At 37.7% G+C, this 17,005-nt stretch carries 23 protein-coding genes; 18 read left to right on the top strand and 5 right to left on the bottom strand.

The window, feature by feature from the left end; genetic code table 11:
- The first annotated feature begins 28 nt into the window (after positions 1 to 28).
- Positions 29 to 973, top strand: coding sequence for a hypothetical protein (locus tag P4L16_07150; GenBank protein ID MDR3624896.1), 945 nt, complete (start codon positions 29 to 31; stop codon positions 971 to 973).
- 89 nt (positions 974 to 1,062) lie between these two features.
- On the opposite strand, the gene P4L16_07145 is transcribed toward P4L16_07150, so the two are convergent.
- A complete protein-coding gene (locus tag P4L16_07145; GenBank protein MDR3624895.1) occupies positions 1,063 to 1,704 on the bottom strand; it encodes a hypothetical protein in 642 nt (213 codons plus the stop codon).
- A gap of 190 nt (positions 1,705 to 1,894) precedes the next feature.
- On the opposite strand from P4L16_07145, the gene P4L16_07140 reads away from it, so the two are divergent.
- The 14 genes from P4L16_07140 to P4L16_07075 all read left to right on the top strand — a co-directional run bounded on the left by P4L16_07140 (position 1,895) and on the right by P4L16_07075 (position 12,368).
- Complete coding sequence (locus tag P4L16_07140; protein ID MDR3624894.1) at positions 1,895 to 2,323, top strand: hypothetical protein; 429 nt, start codon at positions 1,895 to 1,897, stop codon at positions 2,321 to 2,323.
- 79 nt (positions 2,324 to 2,402) lie between these two features.
- Positions 2,403 to 2,576, top strand: coding sequence for a hypothetical protein (locus P4L16_07135; GenBank protein MDR3624893.1), 174 nt, complete (start codon positions 2,403 to 2,405; stop codon positions 2,574 to 2,576).
- 21 nt (positions 2,577 to 2,597) lie between these two features.
- Positions 2,598 to 2,759 carry a small basic protein gene (locus tag P4L16_07130; protein MDR3624892.1) on the top strand — a complete coding sequence of 54 codons (162 nt, stop codon included), beginning with the start codon at positions 2,598 to 2,600 and terminating at the stop codon, positions 2,757 to 2,759.
- A gap of 12 nt (positions 2,760 to 2,771) precedes the next feature.
- Positions 2,772 to 3,236 (top strand): rRNA maturation RNase YbeY, encoded by a 465-nt coding sequence (ybeY, locus tag P4L16_07125; protein MDR3624891.1) that lies wholly within the window; start codon positions 2,772 to 2,774, stop codon positions 3,234 to 3,236.
- 21 nt (positions 3,237 to 3,257) lie between these two features.
- Complete coding sequence (locus P4L16_07120; protein MDR3624890.1) at positions 3,258 to 4,580, top strand: hemolysin family protein; 1,323 nt, start codon at positions 3,258 to 3,260, stop codon at positions 4,578 to 4,580.
- Between the two features lie 13 nt (positions 4,581 to 4,593).
- A complete protein-coding gene (rny, locus tag P4L16_07115; protein ID MDR3624889.1) occupies positions 4,594 to 6,150 on the top strand; it encodes a ribonuclease Y in 1,557 nt (518 codons plus the stop codon).
- Between the two features lie 61 nt (positions 6,151 to 6,211).
- Complete coding sequence (locus P4L16_07110) at positions 6,212 to 8,137, top strand: DUF3604 domain-containing protein (protein MDR3624888.1); 1,926 nt, start codon at positions 6,212 to 6,214, stop codon at positions 8,135 to 8,137.
- On the top strand, positions 8,134 to 8,391 hold the full coding sequence (locus P4L16_07105) for a hypothetical protein (GenBank protein ID MDR3624887.1): 258 nt from the start codon (positions 8,134 to 8,136) through the stop codon (positions 8,389 to 8,391). Before P4L16_07110 ends, P4L16_07105 begins: the two co-directional genes overlap by 4 nt.
- Positions 8,378 to 8,881 (top strand): hypothetical protein, encoded by a 504-nt coding sequence (locus P4L16_07100; protein ID MDR3624886.1) that lies wholly within the window; start codon positions 8,378 to 8,380, stop codon positions 8,879 to 8,881. Before P4L16_07105 ends, P4L16_07100 begins: the two co-directional genes overlap by 14 nt.
- A 150-nt stretch (positions 8,882 to 9,031) precedes the next feature.
- Positions 9,032 to 9,244 carry a hypothetical protein gene (locus tag P4L16_07095; GenBank protein ID MDR3624885.1) on the top strand — a complete coding sequence of 71 codons (213 nt, stop codon included), beginning with the start codon at positions 9,032 to 9,034 and terminating at the stop codon, positions 9,242 to 9,244.
- A gap of 172 nt (positions 9,245 to 9,416) precedes the next feature.
- Positions 9,417 to 9,623, top strand: a complete 207-nt coding sequence (locus tag P4L16_07090; GenBank protein ID MDR3624884.1) for a hypothetical protein — start codon at positions 9,417 to 9,419, stop codon at positions 9,621 to 9,623.
- An 81-nt stretch (positions 9,624 to 9,704) separates the two neighbouring features.
- On the top strand, positions 9,705 to 10,064 hold the full coding sequence (locus P4L16_07085) for a hypothetical protein (protein MDR3624883.1): 360 nt from the start codon (positions 9,705 to 9,707) through the stop codon (positions 10,062 to 10,064).
- Between the two features lie 70 nt (positions 10,065 to 10,134).
- Positions 10,135 to 11,094 (top strand): transaldolase, encoded by a 960-nt coding sequence (gene tal / locus P4L16_07080; protein ID MDR3624882.1) that lies wholly within the window; start codon positions 10,135 to 10,137, stop codon positions 11,092 to 11,094.
- A 20-nt stretch (positions 11,095 to 11,114) separates the two neighbouring features.
- Entirely contained in the window at positions 11,115 to 12,368 is a 1,254-nt protein-coding gene (locus P4L16_07075; protein MDR3624881.1) for a nucleotide sugar dehydrogenase, read from the top strand.
- A 4-nt stretch (positions 12,369 to 12,372) separates the two neighbouring features.
- On the opposite strand, the gene P4L16_07070 is transcribed toward P4L16_07075, so the two are convergent.
- From P4L16_07070 to P4L16_07055, 4 genes are read right to left on the bottom strand one after another with little or no spacing between them, the layout of a single operon-like run.
- On the bottom strand, positions 12,373 to 13,080 hold the full coding sequence (locus P4L16_07070) for an ATP-binding cassette domain-containing protein (GenBank protein ID MDR3624880.1): 708 nt from the start codon (positions 13,078 to 13,080) through the stop codon (positions 12,373 to 12,375).
- Positions 13,073 to 13,726, bottom strand: a complete 654-nt coding sequence (locus P4L16_07065; GenBank protein MDR3624879.1) for an amino acid ABC transporter permease — start codon at positions 13,724 to 13,726, stop codon at positions 13,073 to 13,075. Before P4L16_07065 ends, P4L16_07070 begins: the two co-directional genes overlap by 8 nt.
- On the bottom strand, positions 13,723 to 14,472 hold the full coding sequence (locus tag P4L16_07060; GenBank protein ID MDR3624878.1) for an ABC transporter substrate-binding protein: 750 nt from the start codon (positions 14,470 to 14,472) through the stop codon (positions 13,723 to 13,725). Before P4L16_07060 ends, P4L16_07065 begins: the two co-directional genes overlap by 4 nt.
- A 1-nt stretch (position 14,473) precedes the next feature.
- On the bottom strand, positions 14,474 to 14,938 hold the full coding sequence (locus tag P4L16_07055) for a hypothetical protein (GenBank protein MDR3624877.1): 465 nt from the start codon (positions 14,936 to 14,938) through the stop codon (positions 14,474 to 14,476).
- Positions 14,939 to 15,068: 130 nt separating this feature from the next.
- On the opposite strand from P4L16_07055, the gene P4L16_07050 reads away from it, so the two are divergent.
- From P4L16_07050 to P4L16_07040, 3 genes are all read left to right on the top strand, one after another.
- Positions 15,069 to 15,248: a hypothetical protein gene (locus P4L16_07050; GenBank protein ID MDR3624876.1), complete on the top strand. Its 180-nt coding sequence runs from the start codon at positions 15,069 to 15,071 to the stop codon at positions 15,246 to 15,248.
- A gap of 134 nt (positions 15,249 to 15,382) precedes the next feature.
- On the top strand, positions 15,383 to 16,048 hold the full coding sequence (locus tag P4L16_07045; GenBank protein ID MDR3624875.1) for a hypothetical protein: 666 nt from the start codon (positions 15,383 to 15,385) through the stop codon (positions 16,046 to 16,048).
- A gap of 124 nt (positions 16,049 to 16,172) precedes the next feature.
- Positions 16,173 to 16,733 (top strand): hypothetical protein, encoded by a 561-nt coding sequence (locus P4L16_07040; protein MDR3624874.1) that lies wholly within the window; start codon positions 16,173 to 16,175, stop codon positions 16,731 to 16,733.
- Positions 16,734 to 17,005 lie beyond the last annotated feature (272 nt).

The following is a 17,005-nucleotide window of genomic DNA, read 5'->3' as shown; positions in this document are numbered from 1 at the left end:
ATTTATTAAGTTAATTTAAGGTATTATCATGTCTAGTAGTTGCAAAGTTAGTTCTCGCCCTCAATTAACAATAATGGGATCATTTTTACATAGCCAAGCAATAAGCCAAGTAGATACGCAAGAGGTCACTAATTCATTAGCTGAACTCGAAAGCTCTCCTGAAGAAATTAAAGAACTCTTTGCCAAAGCTGTCGCTCAGGAAAAAAATTCTGAGAATATAACCCATGCAGCAAAAGCCCTCCAATCAATTGCACAGAATAGTTTAAGCTCGATGCCGTCCTGTTCTTCTGCTCCACTAGATGAAGCAGGAACTTCTGCTAAAGAAAAAGAAGCTGTAGGTGCCCTACTAATGCTTTCTAATTCTTCTACTTCATTATCACTTGTTAAGAATATTCCTTCTCCAAAAGTAATCTACAAAGTAGATTTAGATCGCTTTTATCTCCATCACCCTAAAGGCATTGTAAAAACCTGTTTTAAAGTAAGAGATTTTACAGTTGTTAGATTTTCACAAATGAGTGTAAGCAACCTAATGAGTGATAAAAAAACAAGTATTCATGAGTTTCATAACGTGATAGATAGTGAAGGGTGGATACGCAATCGAAAGATTACACTCATTCAAATGCCCGACAATAACTTAACCTCATTAGATAATAGAAGGCTATATGCGCTGCAAACAAGAAGAATGCAAGAATGCGTACAGTGTGAAGGCATAGATGTTCCTGTTATTATCATGCATCATGAAAAATGGTTAAATGAATATGACGAAAATCGACTAATACCATGGGGCAGAGATTTTACAGATAAAGAAATAGAAACAGCAGTAGATAATGCACTAAGCTATTATCGTGTAAAGGGCACCTATGGATTTGGTGTTTGTGTTCGCTTGAATCTACCCGATCCTGTGGCACCTGAAGCTCAATATGGCCTTACAAGCAAGCCTTACGTGCGTAAAGCAGCAGCTCCCAGATATTAGCCTCTCACTACTAAATGATCACAGTATTATAGCATCCTAACTACCATGATTTCAAACACATTTATCGAATGCAGTACCTTAAGTCATGTTCAATTTGTTTTTGTATTAGATGGTTCATCAACATCCATTAACTCTGGCTCTTCATGTATCCATCTCTTTCCTGAAGCTATCCAATGATTTCCTAGCCCCTTTTCCTGGGCATTTAAGGCTGTGCCGACTATAAACTGACATCGTCCAAATAAACCCTGCCTTACTTTGTTATCATTCACTATAGCCTCTTCCATGTAATGATAATTAAGAGCATCTTTTACTATCGAAGTTAAGTCCCTTCCTTCTTGATCCTTAAAGGATTCTGGAAACTCTATATATGCAACTTCTTCTAAAGTTAAATTTCTAATTATTGTTTCTTTCGAATCATTTATCATAAGTTCAAAGCAGGACACGCCAAGATAATAAATTCTTTTAATCTTCTCATCATTAGTAAGAATTCGGAGAAATGCATTTAAACTCCTGCATCCACGTGGATCATTACATCGCTTATAAAAGCTGACTCCATCAAGTAACACTGTTTTATCATCTTTTGTTTCCACTGCAACCATTAAAAAATAGGGGCAGTAGCATTGAGCTCGCTTATAGAGCTCTTTCCATGGTTTATGTGTCAGTGGCTCCTCTTCCTCCAGGAAAAACTTTTGAATATTGGACGTTTGTGTACTACTAGAAATTGCGGACATATTGGCTTCAAACTCTTTTTAAACGTTCTAATTTATTTAAAAGTCAATTGTACATGAAAATAGTTATAAAAATAAAGAAAAAACCACAAGCACACACAAGTTAATACTGCAAAAAACACCTTGCGAAAAAAAACCAGTTTGTATATTTAAAAATTTAAATGAATAAAAACTGTAACACTGTGCTGGTATCATGAAATTAGTAGCTATATTCCTAACAACACTCTTTCTTATCTCCAAAATCTATTCTTTGCAAAAAGATTGCATGGAAGACTCTTATTTTTCAAACCCAATCTACACGGTCAAAGATATAGGAGAATCAGCCTACTTTCTCAATGAACGACTTCATAAGCAAGGCATAAGAGCAAGAACAATCATCATTAATGCAAAAAATCGCGAAATCCTCTTTAACGAAACTTCTCTTGCTTTCTTTAACAATAAAAAAACCATTAACGCCTACCATGCCTTTGTAACATCTATTAGGTACGACCAACTTCCTCCAGCTTGCGTACGCATGCTTACTCTCGTAGATTTAAAGGGGCATAATGTTTATGTATCCGCCTACGATTCAGATGGCTGTTTTATCGATTTAAAACCCGTTCTTTTTCCTACAAAATATTAAACATAAAAACTACTTGTCTCATTAATGTGAATTCTCTATATTAGGGCCAATTTTTACGAGTTCTTGGAGCATTCAAATTATGGTACGTATCAGCAAACAGCAAGAAAGACGCAGTAAGTCACCCAGAAGACCGAACCTCTCTTCAACAAAAACTGGATCATTAAAAGACAACCTTCCTTTGGGCTACAAGGCGCATGCTAATGCAAGCTCTGTAGAAGGACCTCTGGCTGTCTTCATTCCAAAAATTAAATAATCACGTTATTCAAGGTTTATTATGTCAAGACATACAAGCTATGGCAAATCAAGTAAAGTTGCAAAGAAACGCAATGTGTTAAAACGTTTTGAGCGCGTTGCTGTCTTAAGAGATCTGGGCAGATGGCAAGATGGAGTTAATGTTAAGGTTACAGGTCTTCCAAAAACGCCTGTTGCTCCATAATCTTAAGCTTTCGTGCCTCTCAACGTACAAGTTTTTAATCAGCAAAGCAGCCTTGCAATTAGTTCTACAAGTGTACAAAAAGTTGTAAGCTGCTTGCTACTAGAATTTTGCAACAAAAAGTACGACGAAGTAAATATCTACTTTGTAGGGGAAGAAGAAATCTGCAAGCTGCACGAAGAATTCTTCGATGATCCTTCCCCTACCGATTGCATCTCCTTTCCTATGGACACAGAAGATGATGAAAGCGAATATCTAATCCTAGGCGACATCTTCATCAGCCCCAAAGCTGCACTTGATTACGTAAGTCTTGATAGCAAGGACGTCTATGAAGAACTTACTTTGTACCTTGTTCATGGTCTTCTACATTTACTTGGTTATGATGACATCAATGAGGCCGATATAAAAAAAATGCGTGCAGCAGAAAAAATTCATCTTGACCATTTGAAGGCGCATAGTGTCTACTTAACAGCCAAGTAGAATATCACTTTAAATTTATATATGCTCATTCTTTTTCTTTGCTCACTACTCGGTAGTTTTGCGCTCACATGCACCTACAACAGCCTTCGTACTTTGAGGGAACAAAAGAGTACCCTCTTTCTTAATGAAATAGGCCATATCTTCTTCTATCGCTCTTTTCATGCACTTGTTGTGAAAAAAAATGAGTTTTATTCCCTATTTTTTGTAGCCCTCATTGCAAGATACCTCCTACTTTTTATAGCAAGCGCAAGCCTTATAGCCTACTTTTTACTTGATTCAACACTCTCCTTTTCCCCTCAGCATGAAAATTGGTTTATTGGCTGGCTTGTTTTATTCATATCCTCTCTTGCAACCCTCTTGTTTGGTGAATTTGTCCCTCGGATTTATTCCTCTCTTTTTCCATACAAAGCTCTAAAGCTGTCTGCAGCTATATCTTCTTTCTCTCTTTTTATTACTTTTCCAATTACATACCTCTTTCTAAAGTTACCAAAAAAATTTTCAAAAGCAATTTCTCTGGAAGGACTTCATGGATCTACAATACAGGTCACAGAAAGTATCATAGACATGCTAGAAAACGCAGATATCACAGCTGCAATCGGCATACATAACAAAAAGCTCATAGAAGCCGTCTTGAACTTTAAAGATCGTATTGTACGGGAAGTAATGGTACCAAGGGTCAATGTTTTTTCTCTACCCTCCTCTTTAAGCATTAAGTCCGCAGCAGAGCGCCTCCTACAAGAGGGTTATAGCAGGATTCCCGTCTACAAAGATACGATAGATTCCATTGCAGGCATCCTCATGTACAAAGATATTTTAACGTACTATGTTAAATGTCAAGCAGGAGAACTTTCAGAAACTCATCTAGACTTACCTATTGAAACTCTTATTAAGCCTGTTTTTTATACACCAGAAACGCGTCTTGTATCCCATTTATTACAAGAATTTAGAAATAAACAAATGCATCTTGCAATTGTTGTAGATGAATATGGGGGCACCGAGGGCATTGTTTCCATTGAAGATATCTTAGAGGAGATCGTAGGTGATATTGCTGATGAGTATGACGAAGAAGAAGTTATTCTCTACACTGAACAAGCAGCAAATGATTGGATTGTAGATGCCCGAATGAGTATACTTGACATCGAAGAAAACTTTGATATCAACATACCACAAGATGGAGATTACGACACAATTGGCGGCTATATTTACCACAAGGCAGGATTGATCCCACAAAAAGGTTTTCATATCTATCAGGACGACTTTGAAATTGAAGTTTTAAGCTCATCCGACCGTTCAGTAGATAAAGTGCGCATAACAAAAAACCCAAATATTCATTTTAGACGTTAATATGGGAATCATTTTGGATGAAATAACAATTTTTTATCTTTGGATATTCATTGCAGGTGCTTTTACAGGTGTCTTTGGCACATGGGCATTTCATCGAATGCGTATTGGCAGCTACAAACACATTGCAAATGATTTACTGCAAAAAGCAGAAGCCGATGCTGAAAGGATCAAACACACAACGAAACTTTCATTAAAACAAAAAGAATTGGAAAGTGAAAGAGAAGCTGAAAAAACCATTCAAAATGCAAAGCAAAAGCTTGTTAAAGAAGAAGAAAGATTAAAACAAAGAGAAGATAAGCTAGAAACACGCATGAACCTTGTCGAAAAAAAACTATCTGATATCGACAAGCGAGAGGCTATTATTGCAGCAAGAAAAGAGCGTATTGATGAAGAAAAAAAATCCATCCAAGAAGGCCAGCAACGTTTAATTCAAGAGCTAGAACGCGCATCCAACCTCTCTTCAACAGATGCAAAAGCCCTTCTTATCGAGCGCATTTCTAATGAAGTTCGTATTGAAGCCTCTCTTTTTGCAAAGCGTCATGTGAGCGAAATTTACGAAAATGCAGAACAAGAAGCTACAAAAATTATTTCTACAGCCATCAATAGAATATCTTCTTCTGTTGTATCAGACGCTACCATCTCTACAGTTTCTCTTCCAAGTGAAGAGTTAAAGGGACGCATTATTGGCAAAGAAGGCAGAAACATTAGAGCTCTAGAGCTTGCAACAGGCATTAACTTTATTATTGATGAAACTCCTGGCGCTGTGATTCTTTCTGGATTTGATCCTATTCGTAAACATATCGCAAAGCTTGCCTTAAACGAACTCGTTTTAGACGGAAGAATACACCCTACTCGTATTGAAGAGGCTGTTACAAGGGCAAAAGATAGTGTTACTAAACAAATAAAAAATTATGGCGAAGATGCTGCTTTAAAAGCTGGCACTATTGACCTACATCCAGAATTAATCAAATTACTTGGGAAATTAAAATTTCGCTATAGCTATGGCCAGAACGTGCTAGAACATTCTTTAGAGGTTGCTCATCTAATGGGAATTATGGCTGCGGAGTTAAAGCTTGATGTAAGTGCTGCAAAACGAATTGGCCTTTTACATGACATTGGAAAGGCTGTATCTCATGAAGTAGAGGGTTCTCATGCAATTATTGGTCATGATTTTGCCCTAAAGTATGGAGAAAGTGAACAAGTTGCCAATGGTATTGGCTCTCATCACCAAGAGATGCAACCCACAAGTATAGAGGCATCTCTTTGCTCTGCAGCAGATGCTCTATCAGCAGCAAGACCTGGTGCTCGCATTGAAGCAATTGAACACTACGTTAAACGACTGCAAAAGCTTGAAGAAATTGCACATGCAATTCCTGGCGTGGAAAAAGCTTATGCCATGCAAGCTGGAAAAGAAATGCGTATCATTGTTCAACCAGATGACATTGACGATGAAGGCCTCACTCTTCTTGCAAGAGATGTTGCAAAAAAAATTGAAGCAAATCTAAGTTATCCTGGGAAAATTAAAGTAGTTGTTATCAGAGAAAAACGCGCTATTGAATATGCTCTTTAAATAAAATCCCCAAGAGCGCTATAATGCAGCGTTCAATTATGTTAATCTTAAGAGTAAATCCATGCGAAGAGCTATCTGTTTATGTGAGCCTCACGTTGCCCTAGCGGGCGAAATTGGCAATTGGAAATTTGTCTACACAACGGCTACAACTCTTTCTAAAGGAGCCAAGCTTAAGTTCGACATGCAAAGTCATGGGCGCCTAATTGATTGGCAAGTTCCTAGCTCCGACTTAAAAGCCTCTGAAAACGTTATTTACGCTTATATACAAGAAGGAAAACCCATTGCCGCAAAAGAAGTTGAAACACCAGACTCTGTTGTGCCTCAATTTGAATTTACACTTCCCTCTGAACTAAAAGCTGGAAACTCCATTACGATTCACATAGGTGCACCTGCTAAAGTTAATGTGGATGCAAAAGTCAAGGGCAATAAATCGCAAACGCATACTCAAAGGAGAAAATCTTTCCTTCTCTACATAGCCCCCAAAGGTGATAGTAAATATGAAGATCCTGAAGTTTTTTCTATGGATATTCGTGGTAACAAACTAAGTACAATCCAAATCATCACTCCCTCGTTCGTCGTTAAAAATAAACGCTTTGATGTGATTGTTCGCTTTGAAGATTGCTATGGCAATTTAACCAATAATACCCATCCAGATACACTTATAGACCTAAGTCACGAACATTTGAGAGAAAATCTCAATTGGAGATTGTTCATACCAGAAACTGGCTTCGTAACTCTTCCTAATCTCTATTTCAATGATCCTGGCGTCTACAAAATCCGCCTTAGAAACCTAAAAACCGGAGAAATATTTTTCTCATCTCCCATTAAATGTTTCATAGATTCTCAAAAAAACCTCTTTTGGGGCCTATTACATGGGGAATCTGAGCGCGTTGATTCAACGGAAGGAATCGAAAGCTGTTTGAGACATTTTCGTGATGAAAAAGCTCTCAACTTCTTCGCAACATCTTGTTTCGACTCTGCTGAAGAAACATCCAATGAGATGTGGAAATTCCTCTCACAGCACATAGCAGAATTTAATGAAGATGAGAGGTTCTCAACATTTCCTGGCCTACAATGGCGTGGAGAAAATCATTCTGAAGGCCTAAGACATTTTCTCTATCTTAAAGATAACAAACCTATCTTACGTCAAAAAGATGCAAAAACAACTACACTAAAAAAGGTTTATAAAACTTTTTCTCCTAAAGAACTATTATCAATACCTAGTTTTACAATGGGCTCGCCCACTTCCTTTAACTTTCAAGATTTTAATCCCGAATATGAAAGAGTTGTAGAAATTTACAATGCTTGGGGTTCTTCTGAATGCTCAAAAGATGAGGGCAATTTACGCCCAATAACAGGAGCTACAAAAAAATCCGCTCATGAATCAAAAGAAGGCTCTATTCAACTTGCGCTTCAACACAATTGCCGCTTTGGATTTGTTGCAGGCGGCCTTGATGATCGAGATTTCTTTAGTACGCTCTATGAAAGTGATCAAGTTCAATATAGCCCAGGCCTTACTGCAATCATTGCAAAGGCTCATACAAGAGACTCTCTATTTGAAGCTTTGTATAACAGATCCTGCTATGCCACTACTGGCAAGAGAATTATCGTAGGTTTCTATATTATTGGCTCTCCTATGGGAAGCGAGCTTGATACAAAGGCAAAACCAGGACTTGTCATCAACAGGCATATCTCTGGATACGTTGCAGGCACAGCTCCTCTTCAAAAAGTTGAACTTATCCGAAATGGCGACATCATAAAAACTTTTTCTTGCAATGGAGATGCCTCGTTAGACTTCACTTATGACGATCTTGATGACTTAAAGTCCGTGGTCCTCGATGGTGGTGAGGGCAAATTGCCTTTTGCTTACTATTATATCAGAGTTTATCAAGAAGATAAAAACATGGCGTGGAGCTCACCTATTTGGATTGATTTTCACGGAGAAATGCCTTCTATAAAAAAAGCCAAAAAGACTTCTAAAAAATGAAAAAAATTTCCCTACTGATCTGCTTTTTAATTACTTGTACTCTACCGCTACATGCTGTTGTTGATGAGTCAATGCCTTGGCCTATCCCGCCATCCCCAAATTTTCCTGCAGCACCGCGCTCTGGAGAAAATAGCGCACTCTCTCCTGCAATGCTTGCTACAGGTATTGGTATTGCCGCTATTTTGGTCGTACTTGCTTTTACAAGTTTTAACAATCACTCTCACGCAATCAATGCAGATAATGGGAACTCTTAACCGATTAAAACTTATTTTAATTTGTTTGCTGTTTTCTGCATGCTCTAGTCAGCGCCAGCTTTGGAAACATCATGAGATAACTACCGTAGAATCTCAGTACAATTCTCAAAGGGTCTACGCCTATCCTGAAGAGTTATTTTGTGGTATAGAATTTGAAGTAATTAGAGATAGTTACTCCGTTAACAGTTACCTCAACGTATTTATCGGATCGATTCCAGAAGTACCAAACAACTCTTTATTTGCAACTGTTGCATTAAGAATCGATGAACAAATCTATACGTTTCTTGCCCGTAGATTTTCTGGAGGACAGCGCTTGTTGTTACCCTCTACCTACACTCAACTTATCATATCCTCTCTACTTGCATCCAAAACATGTTCTTTTAGGCTAGAAGGCGGTTATTTTGGAGAATTTCCTCCTGCAGGCTTTGCCAAAGAATGGGCTCGTAAACCTTCATTTTTCTCAAGACCCTACCTCATTAAGGGTGCCTAAATTTTTACATTGAATAAATTAAATATTTGCGTATAATTCCGTTTTTTTGTATCACTTAAGTTTAGGATTAGATTAAGACTCGACATCAATGTTTGGATCGATGTTCGAATTTAACAAAATTAATATAACGTAAGAGGAGGACTTGAACACATGAAAAAACTAACTGCCATTTTTGCAGCAGCCCTGCTAATATCCTTTAGCTCAACTGCTTCAACTCAACAGAACAACAGAAGACCACAAGCTGCTTATGCGGGCCAGCAAAGCGGTGTCTCATATGCTTGGATTGCAGCAGGAGTTGGCGTTGCAGCAGCAATTGCTGTTATTCTACTTGCTCCAGAAGGTAGCGGAGCTCACGCTCATTAAATCACTTTTAGCGCCTTCTAAGAAGGCGCTATCCTAATTTCTAGATTTAAGATCGCAAATTTTGTGTTTGCACTTTAATTGTTTGCACTTTAATAAGATCTTCTGCAATAAAGATGGTATGTATACATATACAAACCCAAGAGACCCTATCAATACCTGGAGGACTTAACAAATGAAAAAACTAGCAACCATTTTCGCTCTTGTCTCCTTGATGACTTTTTCTACTCAAGCATTCTCTCAACAAAATAATCGAAGACCACAAGCAGCTTATGCAGGCCAACAAAGTGGCATCTCTGGAGCAACAATTGCAGCTGGTATTGGTGTTATTGTAGCAATTGCTGCAATTGCTCTTATAAGCAATAATTCTCACTCCCATTAAACGTATTTTTGTTGTTTATTGCAAACTAACCTTCTGTTACAATCTGCTACCAATACTCCATTTTTACTCAGGACATTTGTAATGCAGAAAGGCCCTCATCTTACATTTAATTGTGTTGTATGCTCCCATCCTGTCGTTTTTTCAGTATGGTCAGAAGAGGAGTTCCCCTACTTTTTAAGCTGCTGTTCCTGCGAAAAAAAATATGGCTTTAGCCAAGAAATCACCCGCCAGCTCAAAAAATTTGAGGCTCTTTGCCTACAAATTCATCACTCCGAAGAAATTTTAGGTAATACACAAGTTGCAATCGATGTAGGCCCTCATCATATTAAAGTACCATACAGGTTACTTTTAACACGCCTTAGCTCTGTGATGGATCTCACTATTGGTGACAAAAAGATAGAAATCGCTTTTCGCACCGAACCATTAAACGATTGTAAATAATCGTTGCACATCAAGAATTAATTTGATAGTATTGGGATTATCCTAATTGAATTCATGAAAGGTGCAACTTATGTCTAATAAACTAGAACAACTTCGAAAATACACTGTCGTAGTATCCGATACAGGGGATATCAATTCGATAAAGCAATATAAACCCACCGATGCCACTACAAACCCTTCTTTAATCTATGCTGCAGCCCAATTACCGCAATATGAGTATCTTGTAAAAGAAGCCATTAAGTGGGGAACAAGTACTGCTAAATCTTCAGAAGAAACTTTGCGCCTTATTCTGGATAAGTTAAGCGTTGAGTTTGGCTCAGAAATTTTAAAAATTGTCTCTGGCAGGGTCTCTACAGAAGTAGATGCAAGACTATCTTACGACACTAAAAAAAGCATCGATCGAGCAAGGTTTTTAATTAATCTTTATGAATCCCTTGGAATTAAACGTGAGCGCATATTAATCAAGCTTGCATCCACTTGGGAGGGTATTCGAGCAGCAGAAGTTTTGGAAAAAGAGGGCATACATTGCAATATGACACTTATGTTTAGCTTAGAACAAGCCGTTGCTGCAGCTGAGGCAGGTGCTACCTTAATTTCTCCTTTTGTTGGACGTATTCTAGACTGGCATCTCAAAAACGAGGGAAAAACAACTATTCCTGCCGACCAGGATCCAGGGGTTCATTCCGTTGCCATTATTTACGGCTATTATAAAAAATTTGGGTACAAAACTCAAGTAATGGGAGCAAGTTTTAGAAGTAGCGCTGAAATATTAGAACTTGCAGGCTGCGACCTACTTACCATAGCCCCTAAGTTTTTAGAAGAACTACAATCTACAGAAGGCGATGTTCCTCGAAAGCTCGATCCAGAAAAGGCAAAAAATGCAAAAATTGAGCGCATCACATTTGATGAGGGCAAATTCCACTACCTTTTTAACAACAACCAAATGGCCGTTGAAAAGCTTTCGGAGGGTATTCGTAACTTCAGTAAAGATCTTATCAAACTTGAAGACTTTATTAGTAAAAAAATATGAACACTTTAAAAGATCGTATTATGGACAAGTCCGCACGCATCTGTGTTGTAGGACTTGGCCATGTAGGATTAACCCTTGCAGTCACATTTGCAAATGCCGGCTTTCATGTTGTTGGCCTCGATAATGATACAAATAAAGTAAAAGCTATTAATGATGGCATTTCAAATTCAGAAGATGTTACTTCCAGCTCTCTTCAAAACCTAGAAGCTAAAGGCTACCTAAGCGCTGCATCTACGTTTGCAAAGATCAAAGATTGTGATGTTGTCATCATCTGTGTTCCAACGCCTCTAGATGACAAAAAAGAACCTGATCTATCCTACATCACTAGTGCAGCAGAACAAATTGCAACCTTTGCTCATAATGATATGCTGATTGTTTTAGAAAGCACTGTCTACCCAGGAACTACAAGAGAGATCGTTGTCCCTATTTTTTCGAAAAAGAATCTAAATATAGATCGTGATATTTGGATTTGCTTTTCTCCTGAAAGAATTGATCCAGGCAGACACGATTGGACTTCATTTAATACACCAAAAATAATCGGCGGTATAACTCCAAAGTGCTTAGAACTAGGAAAAACCCTCTATTCTGCTGCTTTCAAAACAGTCATTTGTGTCTCTAGTGTAGAAGCGGCTGAAATGACTAAAATCTTAGAAAACTCATTTCGTGCTGTCAATATAGCCTTCATCAATGAAATGATGAAACACTGCGATCTGCTCGGGTTAGACATTTGGGAGCTCATCAATGCAGCAAGCACAAAACCCTTCGGCTTCATGAAGTTTGATCCAGGACCAGGTGTTGGTGGCCACTGCATCCCTATTGACCCCCTATATTTATCTTGGAAGATTCATCAATTTAATTGTGATACAGAATTTATCTCTCTTGCTCATAAGATTAACTCTCAAATGCCTTCTTACTGGGTTTCCAAAGCTGAGCGTAAATTAAAAGAACTGGGAAAATCACTTGCAAAAAGTCGAATTTTAATCCTTGGTATGGCCTACAAAAGGGATGTAAGTGATTATCGAGAATCCCCTCCCCTTGAAATAGCACGCCTTCTTCTTGAACAAGGGGCACTTGTGGAATATTATGATCCCTTCATACCCTCCGTTACCGTTCAAGAAACCCTTCTGCGCAGCGCACTCGATCTTGACTCATCAATAAAACAAGCTAATTGTATTATCATTGCAACAGCTCACACCTGTTTTAATACAATCGACTTCCAAGCGCTTAGCTGCCCCGTCATCAACTGCAGGGGCCCTCAAATCACGCACAAATAGAGTATTAATTAAGAAAAGCACAAAGCTTTGGATATTTAGAAGGCTCAGCATGATACTCAGAATTGGATACACTTTCTACGATACTACCCTCTTGCATTAAAAATAATGTGCAAGGAAAGTATCGTATTAAATTTATGTCATGTGTTGCAAGCAATACAATTCTACCTTGTGCTGCAAGCTCTTCTATATATTTTGCAACTTGCTTTGTTAGACGAGGGTCAAGCGCAGAAGTAGGCTCATCAAAACAGATGATCTTAGGGTTTAATGCAACTGTTCTTGCAATGGCAACACGCTGCTTTTGTCCACCAGAGAGCTTATGAACACTCGATTTTGCTTTATGATCCAGACCATAACGCTCAAGCAATCCTTGCGTTATCAATGAGGCTTCTTGAGGACTTTTTTCTTTTAATTTAACTAAAGCAAGAATGATATTTTCCTCTACACTTAAGTGCTCAAATAAGTTAAAACTCTGAAACACCATTCCCATGATATGCTCTTTATTCACCTGGGCTAGATTCAAAAGAACATTATCTAATGAAAATGAGCCACTATCATAAGTTTCTAAATGGTTAAGTACGCGCAAAAGAGTTGACTTACCCACTCCAGACCCACCCAAAAATACGGCGATCTGCCCATGATCTACTTCAAAGGTAATATTAGACAAAATCTTCTTTCCACCAATACTTTTAGATAAATTTTCTACTTTAAACATCAACTTTCAATGCCCTCTCAAATTTTTTCATAAAAAACGAAGCTGTAGCTGTCAGTGCAAGATAAATCAATGCAACAGCTAAGAGAATCGAAAATGCATCATACGTTCTACTACGAATAATAGAAGCCTCTTTTGAGAGTTCCATAACACCAATAATAGACGCTAAGCTAGAATCCTTTATCAAAGTGACAAGTTCATTACCAAGAGATGGCAAGGAAACACGCAGTGCCTGTGGAAACACAATAAGGCGAATCGTTGTAAAGGGTCCAAAGCCAAGCGTGTGAGCTGCTTCCACTTGCCCCTTTGGCACTGCATTAATACCAGAGCGTACAACTTGACTAATGTAGGCTGCGCTATTCAGACCTATTGCAAGGCTTGCCGACCAAAAGGGCGCAATCGTAACCCCAAATTGGGGCAACACATAGTAAACAAAAAGAATCTGCACAAGCATCGGTGTGCCTCTAAACAACGTGACATACGCTGTAGTTAACATGTGCACAATCTTTACTTTTACATTTTCAGCAAAACCTATTACAGTTCCAAGACTTACACCAATTATTGTCGCAATAGATGCAATCAACAAACTCATTAAGGCTCCATGCAAAAGCGCTGGAACAGACTCCCAAATTAAATCAAAATCAATCACGATAACTTCCACTTCTCTTTAAATTTCAAAAGCGTTCCATCCGCTTCCATTGAATCTAGTGCAGCTTGCACCTTCTTAAGCAGCTCTAAATTATCTTTTGCAACAACTAAAGCTGTATTTTCATTTGTTCCATCGATAGGAAACAATTGAAATTGAGACGCATCCTGTGTATCGGTAAAAGATTTTACGGTACTAGCAGCTGTTATAAAGGCATCAGCTCTTCCACTTTTTACAGCCATAAATCCATCTGCAACAGTAGGCAGACGGATTATATCATACCCTACCTTAGATGTCATAAAAACGTCTGCTGTAAACCCTTCATTAACAACAATTCTCTTTCCAAGAAAATCTTCAAGAGTAAGTGTTTGCTTATTTTTTTTATAATCTAAAACAACAATAACCAAAGGATCACCTTGAAAGTACTCTTTGCTAAAAGATACGCGCTTTGCTCTTTCAGGAGTGGCAGTCATACCAGCTGCAATAAGATCAACATGACCTAAGTTAAGCTCTGCAATCAATGCATCAAAGGGCATATCTTTGAAAACAATTTCACGCTGCATTCTTTTTACAACTTCTTTTACAACATCGATATCAAAACCTACAATTTCGCCCTTCTCTCTAAATGAAAAAGGAGGAAATTCTGTATTTGTTCCAACGAGCAAAGTTTGTTCATTTTTCTTCTGAGAGCATCCGCAAAACAAAAGCAAGAAGGCCATACACAAAAACAAAACAATTTTCTTATTCATCTTAAAATTCCTTTCTTTTAAAAAACATCTGCTCACAAAGATCTTCAAATACTTTGGCTATATTATGAATGGACCGAGGGACTACAAAAACTACATTTTCTCCTGAAAGACAGCCTAAAATATCTAGATCACTACATTTATCTAAGTACTCCCCAACACATGCAGCAAGCCCTGGACCTGTATCAATGACGATCATGACTTCGTTGTGTTGAATATCTGTAATTGCAAGCTTCAAAAGCTCCTGATCTACATGCACTGAGGGAAGCTCATAAAGCAAAGCACTACCTACCTGCTTTTTTACAACACCCAACTTGCGCAAATCCCTAGAGACTACTGCCTGATTTGTCTCTATTGAGTAGTTCTTTTCCAGAAGCTCGACAAGGGCTCTTTGATCAGATACAACTTCTTTTTGGATGAGCTCTTTAATTGCTTTTTGCCTTGCTTCTGTTTTTTGTTTTTCCGACATAAATGCACTCGTTTATGAATATTTATTCATATTACATCGAATTATAATCCATTGCAAGAAAAAAATAGCCGCTTGACAAATAAAATTTTTAATTCCAGAATATGAGAATGGGCAACACGAGGAGAAGCTTATGAAAACCAATAAAAACAATATCAAAAAAGATAAAAAGAAAAAAGTTAGTAACAACTATCTAGAAAAAATTGCCTCAGGTTCCCTTGAAGAAGCACCTACACATACAGAATTTAGCAAATCCATTGAAGAGCGTTTTAAACAGCGCCATGATGAGGGAAAGATACACCATCACTATTAACCTCAAACACATTGGGGATTTAATTTTTTGCCATGTAAATTGCGCGTATGTTGCAATAAACACCAATTATAGCTTATAATGACCCTGTTTTTACAAACCTCATTTTATAATAATAAAAAAAAACAGGAGTAACTATGTCATCATCCCCTTCAAGTATAATAGGCTCATCCAATAATCCTTTTTATGATGCAGCATCTAGTTCTAGCAGTAGCGCATCTACTAGCTCTAGCAGTTCTTCTACCCTAGATTCCTCTGTTCAAGCTGCTGCAAGCGCAGCTTTAACTCCATCTACATCATCTGCATCGCGTTCTGAACCAAAACCCACACTATTGCACCCTTTTACAAAAGAAGGCTTAATGGGTATATTGGCTGAGTGGGATAATGAATTTTCTCGCCAAGCAGCAGGTAAAACAATGGGTTCATATAGCGATGATTTTACATCCTTTTTAGAAATCGCATTTAGCTGCGATGCCTTCAAAAAGTATTTTGTAACTCTTATACAAGAAAACTATACTCCGAATGAAAATCTTCGTCCATTCTCTAGTTACATATCAGGGAGTGCTGCTATCTCCGTTTTCTTTGAATTTTTTAATGAAACCCTAACAACCTATATGTCTAAGTGCATAGCAAATAAAGACAAGCTTCACATAGAACATTGTATAAGAAAGAAACTACAAGATTCAAATAAAGAAAACAGGATCATAGCGCTAAGTTGCATCAGGAATTCAATATCTTATGAAAAATATATCCTGCTTAACATAAGAAAAAATCCCTATGCACTCAAGTTCCCTCTGTCTTAGGGATGTGGGTACAAATCAGGCAGAATTTCATGATCAAGAAGTACTGCCTGATTTGTCATCCTTTTTAAAGGATGCAATATAATAATTTAATTATCACTTCATTTTATAATAAAACAGAGTAACTATGTCATCATCTCCTTCAAGTATAATAGGCTCATCCAATAATCCTTTTTATGATGCAGCATCTAGTTCTAGTAGTAGCGCATCTACTAGCTCTTCAGATTCTAATATCACAAGCGTTGCGAATAGGGCTCTAGCCAGCACAAGCACTCCATCTATTCAGCATGATAAATTAGCGCCCGAATCATCACAACTTTTTACAATTGATGGATTAGAGTCTATATGGGAAAAGTGGAATCAAGAGTTTCTCACCAACACAGGTAAAGAAATAAATTTATTTGATGGCATACTTCAGTTATTTTTAAAATATACATTTGAATGCAATATTTTTATAACACATTTTGAATCTCTTATAAAAAATATTAATATGGGCAACGAGCAACTTATCAAAAAAGAATTATGTGATTCACTAGCTGCTCCTATTATTTTCTTCTTTTTTTTTAAAAAAAAACCTCCCTTTTATGCCAATTTGTCTCAACAAGTTATATTAGATGAAATAAAAAGAGCATTACTCGATACATATGCTATAATCATGAAAAAGAGAAACCCTCGCTTAAATAATTAGACTTTAAAATACTATAACGCAGGGCTTCACCCTGCAAATCATATCGTCGCATGCACCTAGGGCGATGCCCTAGGCTTTTATAACTCAGGCTTTCAGCCTGAATGGCTTACATATGTACTTTGCAGGGTGAAACCCTGCATTATAATAGCCTAGGGCATCGCCCTAGGTATCAACGATATAATTGGCAGGGTGAAACCCTGCGTTATAATAGCCTAGGGCATCGCCCTAGGTATCAACGATATAATTGGCAGGGTGAAACCCTGCGTTATAAT

The organism is Chlamydiales bacterium, assembly GCA_031292375.1.
Classification (GTDB): domain Bacteria; phylum Chlamydiota; class Chlamydiia; order Chlamydiales; family VFKH01; genus JARLHF01.
The sequence above is the reverse complement of the archived record's forward strand: the minus strand, read 5'-3'. Positions and strand labels throughout refer to the sequence as shown.